At 43.4% G+C, this 6,831-nt stretch carries 7 protein-coding genes; all 7 read right to left on the reverse strand.

What is annotated here, in order from left to right; genetic code table 11:
• Positions 1-109: 109 nt before the first annotated feature.
• The 7 genes from OCV72_RS03665 to OCV72_RS03695 all read right to left on the reverse strand — a co-directional run bounded on the left by OCV72_RS03665 (position 110) and on the right by OCV72_RS03695 (position 6,592).
• Entirely contained in the window at positions 110-754 is a 645-nt protein-coding gene (locus OCV72_RS03665) for a trimeric intracellular cation channel family protein (RefSeq protein WP_028088091.1), read from the reverse strand.
• Between the two features lie 64 nt (positions 755-818).
• Entirely contained in the window at positions 819-1,640 is an 822-nt protein-coding gene (folK, locus tag OCV72_RS03670) for a 2-amino-4-hydroxy-6-hydroxymethyldihydropteridine diphosphokinase (RefSeq protein WP_055282006.1), read from the reverse strand.
• 17 nt (positions 1,641-1,657) lie between these two features.
• Positions 1,658-2,473, reverse strand: a complete 816-nt coding sequence (gene folP, locus OCV72_RS03675) for a dihydropteroate synthase (RefSeq protein WP_055282008.1) — start codon at positions 2,471-2,473, stop codon at positions 1,658-1,660.
• Positions 2,470-2,991 (reverse strand): HD domain-containing protein, encoded by a 522-nt coding sequence (locus OCV72_RS03680; RefSeq protein ID WP_242859194.1) that lies wholly within the window; start codon positions 2,989-2,991, stop codon positions 2,470-2,472. Before OCV72_RS03680 ends, folP begins: the two co-directional genes overlap by 4 nt.
• A gap of 22 nt (positions 2,992-3,013) precedes the next feature.
• The gene (folE, locus tag OCV72_RS03685; protein WP_022415130.1) at positions 3,014-3,571 is read right to left on the reverse strand and encodes a GTP cyclohydrolase I FolE; all 558 of its coding nucleotides are present in this window, start codon (positions 3,569-3,571) and stop codon (positions 3,014-3,016) included.
• Positions 3,568-4,863, reverse strand: coding sequence for a bifunctional folylpolyglutamate synthase/dihydrofolate synthase (locus OCV72_RS03690; RefSeq protein ID WP_242859197.1), 1,296 nt, complete (start codon positions 4,861-4,863; stop codon positions 3,568-3,570). The genes folE and OCV72_RS03690 overlap by 4 nt, the downstream gene beginning before the upstream one ends.
• 148 nt (positions 4,864-5,011) lie before the next feature.
• Positions 5,012-6,592 (reverse strand): glucose-6-phosphate isomerase, encoded by a 1,581-nt coding sequence (locus tag OCV72_RS03695; protein ID WP_055282010.1) that lies wholly within the window; start codon positions 6,590-6,592, stop codon positions 5,012-5,014.
• Between the last annotated feature and the right edge of the window lie 239 nt (positions 6,593-6,831).

The raw sequence follows: 6,831 nt of genomic DNA on the forward strand, positions 1-6,831 counted from the left end.
TACAAGTCCTTATTATAAACCTGTCATTTCAAATGTCAAGTATAATTTTTCATAATTTTGCATATTTTTTCATCTCATCTTGCAAAATACTCCTTGCCTTCCCGGATTTTTACTCTCCGATCCTTGGAAGATTCCATCTGTAATGAGCCGCAAGAAAACGTATCAGCATAACGATCAGTGATGACACCACCATCGCCGGAAGTTCTCCGTAACTTCTGTATATGATCACACATATCCACGCCCCCGCAATGGATGCGCATGCATAAATATGTTTCACAAATATATACGGCGCAACTCCTGCCATCGTATCACGCAAGAGTCCTCCTCCGACTCCCGTCATTGTACCAAGGAAGACCAGCAGAAATGTATTATCGATATAGCCGCAGCTGATACCTTTTGTCACTCCCATCGCCGAAAAGATTCCAAGTCCTACAGAATCCATTGCCAACATAAGTTTATCATAGACCTCACCAAAACCATCCTGCAGATATTTCCTGCGGAAATATATAATACAAAACACAAGCACCGCAGCAAGTACGGCATAGATCACATATACCGGATGCAGAAGTGCCGATGGCACCTTCCCAAGTATAACATCACGAACCATACCTCCGCCAACTGCCGTTGACACACCAAGCACGATCACTCCGAATATATCCATGCTGCACTCAATTCCAACCATTGCCCCCGATGCTGAGAACGCTACTGTTCCGATCAGTTCGATTGCAAATATAATCCACTCCTGAATATCCATCTTGTTTTCCCCATCTTGTCTTTTATTTTTTGTAAATTTACTGTCCTGTTCATGCTCTGTCATTCTATTTCCGAAGGTCTTCCAGCATCTCTCTGACCGTCTTCCCATACACCGGATGACGTTTATAAGGTGCAATCTCATGCAAAGGCTCCAGTACAAACGCTCTCTTATGCATCTCCACATGTGGAATACATAAAGTATCCGTCTCTGCAACCAGATCATCATAAAATATAATATCCAGATCCAGCGTTCTCGGTCCCCAATGTATGATTCGTTCTCTTCCTGCCTCTTTTTCAATTCGGTTCAGCTCTTTTAATAACTCTTCCGGATATAATAATGTCGAAAGCTTCAGACAACCGTTTAAGAAATCCGGCTGATCCGTCACTCCGTACGGAGGTGTCGTGATAAATGTCGATACCTTCTCCACCTTTGTATTCTTTATCTCATCCAGCGCCTGTACCGCGGCTTCCAAAATGCTTCTGCTATCCCCCATATTCGATCCGAGCGCAATATATGCCGTATGCCATTCACGCTCAATCTCTACACTGACCGTCTTAAGCGGCAGTCCGACCGGTGCCCACGGTTTCTTGATCTCAATCTGCACCTTCTGCAGACCTGCTATACGCACCAGCATCTCCTCTGCCAGTCCTTCCGCAACCTTCTCCAGAAGCTTAAACGTATGACTTTTCAAATACTCTGTGATAAATGCACTTGCTTCTCCATAATGGATAGATGCAGTCAGCTCATCTGTCAGTCCTGCCCGTCTGGTATCCGTATACATAACCGCAGACACCACAAATTTCTGCCCCAGTACATTTTCCTCCGGAAACACACCATGATTGGCAAATACTTCCAGATCTTCTATCTTTATCTTGTCCGGTTTCATCTCATTCCTCACTCTTTCTATACTTCGTGTCCCCGCATGATTGCTTTCGTCATCTGAATGGCTCTCTTATTTTTCTCTACATCATGGACGCGTACGAATGCACATCCCTTCTGTACCCCATATACGGTCGTAACCATCGTACCTTCTTCCCGCTGCGTCACCGGAAGATCCAGCGTCAGTCCGATTACGGATTTTCGTGATGTTCCGAGCAATACCGGATATCCAAGTTCATTTAATATCTCCATCTTATCGATAATCTCCAGGTTCATCTCATAAGTCTTTCCAAATCCGACACCGGGGTCAAGGATGATCTTGTCATCCTCAATGCCTGCTGCTTTTGCAAGTCTTACACATTCTTTCATATCATCCATGAAATTTTTCAGAAAATCCTGATATTCCGCCTTTTCCCGATTATGCATCAGACAGCATGCAGCCTGATACTTTGCGATCACACTTGCCATCTTCTTGTCATATTTTAATCCCCAGATGTCATTGACAAGATCTGCACCTGCCTGAAGTGCAGCCTCTGCGACATGGCTTTTGTAGGTATCGATCGACACCGGTACATCAAATTCTTTCTTAAGCACTTCAATAATTGGCGTCACTCTTGCAATCTCTTCTTCATCCGTGATCTGGATATGTCCCGGACGCGTAGATTCCCCGCCTACGTCAATGATATCTACACTTTCTTCAACCATCTGGTGTGCATGTGCAATTGCCGCATCCATTCCGTTAAACTTTCCTCCATCGGAAAAGGAATCCGGCGTCACATTCAGGATTCCCATAATATATGTATGATTTGCTGTATCAAAATTCTTTCCGCCTATGATCATATTATTATCTCCATATTTTTCTCTTCTTCATTCCAGTTACACTTCTTCTCTGCTATGCAGGAAAGACACATTCTGGAACGTTTATCACTTTCATAGAACAGTTCCTCTATCGGCTTCATATGCTCATGCCGTCTGCGGTGTCCCCTGACTGCCAGACAGATCAGTGCTTTTTCTTCATCCGTAAATGTAAAACCAGTCGGAAGAGAATCCAATATCCGCCTTGCTATTCTCTCTCCTGCGATCTCATGCGGAATCTGCTGTCTGTACTGAAAAGATTTGCCAATATCATGCAGCACCGCCGCTACGTAGATCAGTTCCTTATCGAATCCAAGTCCTTCTTCCAGATTCTTAATGTAAGCAATTCTTGCCACATCCAGAAGATGGTTCATCTGATGACAACAGAATACCCTATCCGTCTCACATTCACAGATACGCTTATAGTATGTCTGATACACTTCATGATTCACCACCGCATTCAGACGGGGCATCCCTTTTTGTCTTTCTGTTACTCTTTTCATCTACATCTGTATCTCTTTCTTTTTATCGTCCAAGCATCCGGAAAAATCTCTCTTCCAGTACCGGATCTGTCTCAAATACACCGCGTCTTGCAATTGTCACAGTCTGGCTTCCCGGCTTCTTGATCCCACGCATTGTCATACACATATGCTCTGCTTCGATCATAACGATAGCCCCTTTCGGCTGCATATACTCCATCAAAGCATCAGCAATCTGTCCGGTAAGCTGTTCCTGAAGCTGCAGTCTTCTTGCGAATACCTCCACGGTACGGGCAAGTTTGCTTAATCCTACAACTTTCCCATCCGGAATATAAGCAATATGTGCTTTCCCATAAAATGGCAGAAGGTGATGCTCACATGTCGAATAGAATGTAATATCTTTCTCTATTACCATCTCATGACTGTCAACGGTAAATGTCTTAGAAAGATGTTTTCCTGCATCCTCATCCATACCTCCATATATCTCTTCATACATTCTTGCGATCCGGTCCGGTGTATCAATCAGTCCTTCCCGGTTCACATCTTCTCCCATTCCTTCCAGAAGCAGCCGCACTGCCTGTTCTATCTTCTCATGATCTATCATATTCTTTCCTTTCTCTGCGGATTCTGTACGCATCCTTCCATACACCGGATTACTTCACTTAGATATGACAATGAACCACATGCAATCACCGCACGTTTCCCACTGTCTTCTGTTGCATAAGTGTACGCTTTTGCAACAGCATCTCCAATACTCTTTTCTGCGTACACGCTCAACTGTTCTGTCATACAGTCTCTTACACATTCTGCAAGCTTCTCTGCCGGCAGTGTACGTTCCTTATTCGGCAGATCTACCGTATACACCCGCTTTGCTGACGGACACAGAATCTGTACGATCTTCTCATATTCTTTATCTTTAAATACACCCATGATCAGGATAAGTTCCTCTCCCGTAAAATACCGTTCAATGGATGTCTTAAGCTTCTTCGCAGCATCTTCATTATGCGCACCATCTACGATCACAACCGGATCTTCAGACAGACAAGTAAAACGTCCCGCCCATCTCGTTGCATCAAGACCGTCCCTCACTGCTCCTTCCTCAATCTGATATCCCAGATTCCTGAGGCTTTCAATTACTTCCAGTGCCACAGAAAGATTTTCTCTCTGGCACTCTCCTGCAATGTGGTTCTGCATATGCGCATATTTTTTATATGAAAATGTAAGTCCTTTATAATCTTCTTTTTCGATACTCATCTGCTCCGGTTCTGCTTCTGTATATATACAGTTCAGACTCTCTGCTTTCTTTTGCAGAATCAGTCTGACATTCTCCTGTTGTCTTGCTGACACTACCGTACATCCCGGTTTGATGATCCCGGATTTCGTCTGTGCGATCTCTTCCAGGGTATCTCCGATCACCCCCAAATGATCAACACTGATCGTTGCAAATACTGCGCAAACTGTATTCTTAATTACATTCGTCGCATCTGTCTCTCCGCCGAGACCGGTTTCCAATACAACCAGATCACATTTTTGTTTCTTAAAATACAAAAAAGCCATCGCCGTCTCTACTTCAAACACTGTCGGAACAGGTTCTCCTTTACATACAAGCCGGTCAATTGCTTCTTTTATCTCTTCCATGATCTCTGCAAATTCTGATTCAGAGATCCATTTCCCATCTATCTGTATCTTCTCCAGATAAGAAATGACTGTCGGTGAAACATATCGCCCGGTTTTGTATCCTGCCTTACTTAATATCATTGAAGTGTATGCAAGCACAGATCCTTTTCCATTCGTTCCTGCAATATGTATGAACTTCAGATCATCCTGGGGGTTCCCAAGTTCACGCAACAGACCTCGAATCGTATCTAAGCCAAGTACACTTCCGTATTTCGACATCTCGTCCAAATATACCCTCGCTTCTTTATAGGTCACGTCTTTATTTTCCTTTCATCAAAAAATAGTGCTGTCAAACAGACATTTCTGCCTAACAGCACTATCATACCACTATTGAATCACACTAACAAGTGATTGCTTCTTTAATTTATTAGATATTCAGCAGATCACTGAACACCTTCAGTGCACCATCTGTCTCGTGTGCAAGTACACGTTTTGCAAGTACTTTACCAAGCTGTACACCTTCCTGGTCAAAGCTGTTCACATTCCATACAAATCCCTGGAACATAACTTTATTCTCAAAGTGTGCAAGAAGTGCACCGAGAGATCCCGGATTTACCTGCTCTCCGATAATGATGCTTGATGGACGTCCGCCTTCGAAATTCTTATTACGGTTCTCATCGGATTTACCACATGCAAATGCAACGATCTGGGCAGCTACATTTGCACAAAGTTTCTGCTGGCTTGTGCTGTCCTGGATCACAACATCTGTTTCCATCTGGCTGTTCTTGTATCCAACGAACTGTAACGGCACGATATCCGTTCCCTGATGCAGTAACTGATAGAATGAGTGCTGTCCGTTTGTTCCAGGCTCTCCGAAGATGACCGGTCCTGTAGGATAGTTAACCGGCTCACCGAAACGGTTGACAGATTTACCGTTAGATTCCATATCCAACTGCTGTAAATGTGCAGGGAAACGGCTCAGTGCCTGGGAATATGGAAGTACGGCCGTACTTGGATATCCTAATACATTTCTCTCATATACACCAATCAGTGCATCCAGCATTGCAGGGTTCTTGAATACATCTTTGTTCTTAGAAAGTGCATCTTCTGCTGCAGCACCATCAAGGAACTGTGCAAATACTTCCGGTCCGAATGCCAGAGATAATACAGCGCCTCCAACTGCAGATGTAGAAGAATAACGTCCTCCGATATAGTCATCCATGAAGAATGCTGCAAGATAATCGTCACTCTTAGCCAGCGGAGATGTCTCACTTGTAACAGCAATCATGTGCTTAGAAGCATCCAGTCCCGCATTCTTCAGTGCATCTTTTACAAATGATTCATTGGTTAATGTCTCAAGTGTTGTTCCTGATTTTGATACCAGTACGAAGATAGAATGTGCAACATCGATAGAATTAAGTACAGCTGCCGCATCATCAGGGTCTACGTTACTGATGAATTTGGCTTCCATCTTGAATGTGTCATTCTTCTTAGCCCAGTTCTCAAGTGCAAGATACATTGCACGAGGTCCGAGATCACTTCCACCGATACCGATCTGTACAACCGTTGTAAATTTCTCACCGGCTCCGTTTGTGATCTCTCCTGCATGTACTTTATTTGCAAAATCTGCGATCTTAGCCTGCTGTTCTGTATAGAATGTACGCTTGTCCACTCCGTCAGCCTCTACAGCTTCTCCAAGCTGTCCACGTGTCATGTGATGAAGTACCAGACGTTTCTCTCCTGTGTTGATCACTTCTCCGTTGTAAAGTGCTTCAAATTTCTCTGCCAGCTGTGCTTCATCTGCTAATTTTGCAAGTGCTGCCAGTATTTTATCGTCAACCTGCTTTGCAGCATAGTTATAAGTAAGTCCTTCTGCCATCGGAACACTGTAATTCTTTACTCGTTCTGCTCCGCTTTCTCCTGTCATTGCTTCTACAAGATTTACTCGCTCAACTTTTTCAAGTTCTTTGAATGATGCAAGGGTATCTAAGTTGTTCCAGGTAATCATAATATTAGATTCCTCCTTCAAAAAAATAAATATGATCTTTACGGTCATGAGTCAGGCCGTATTTCTCGTTAATTTTAGCACATTTTCAGTATAATAACAATTAAAAAGCAACCAACATATGTTGATTGCTTTTACCTTTTATATATACCTTCAAAACTGCATACAAGAAATATTTTCTTCATCCTACCTATCACCTTGCTTGGTCATGCCCTCGACCGATTAGTATCAGTCAGCTCCAT

Source organism: Dorea amylophila (assembly GCF_025567265.1).
Classification (GTDB): domain Bacteria; phylum Bacillota; class Clostridia; order Lachnospirales; family Lachnospiraceae; genus Dorea_A; species Dorea_A amylophila.

What these genes read in the sequence shown, in the direction of transcription:
- OCV72_RS03695 (WP_055282010.1), bottom strand. Translation starts at nt 6,592, where the DNA reads ATGATTACCTGGAACAACTTAGATACCCTTGCATCATTCAAAGAACTT.
- folP (WP_055282008.1), bottom strand. Translation starts at nt 2,473, where the DNA reads ATGATCATAGGCGGAAAGAATTTTGATACAGCAAATCATACATATATT.
- folK (WP_055282006.1), bottom strand. Translation starts at nt 1,640, where the DNA reads ATGAAACCGGACAAGATAAAGATAGAAGATCTGGAAGTATTTGCCAAT.
- OCV72_RS03665 (WP_028088091.1), bottom strand. Translation starts at nt 754, where the DNA reads ATGGATATTCAGGAGTGGATTATATTTGCAATCGAACTGATCGGAACA.
- folE (WP_022415130.1), bottom strand. Translation starts at nt 3,571, where the DNA reads ATGATAGATCATGAGAAGATAGAACAGGCAGTGCGGCTGCTTCTGGAA.
- OCV72_RS03690 (WP_242859197.1), bottom strand. Translation starts at nt 4,863, where the DNA reads ATGTCGAAATACGGAAGTGTACTTGGCTTAGATACGATTCGAGGTCTG.
- OCV72_RS03680 (WP_242859194.1), bottom strand. Translation starts at nt 2,991, where the DNA reads ATGAAAAGAGTAACAGAAAGACAAAAAGGGATGCCCCGTCTGAATGCG.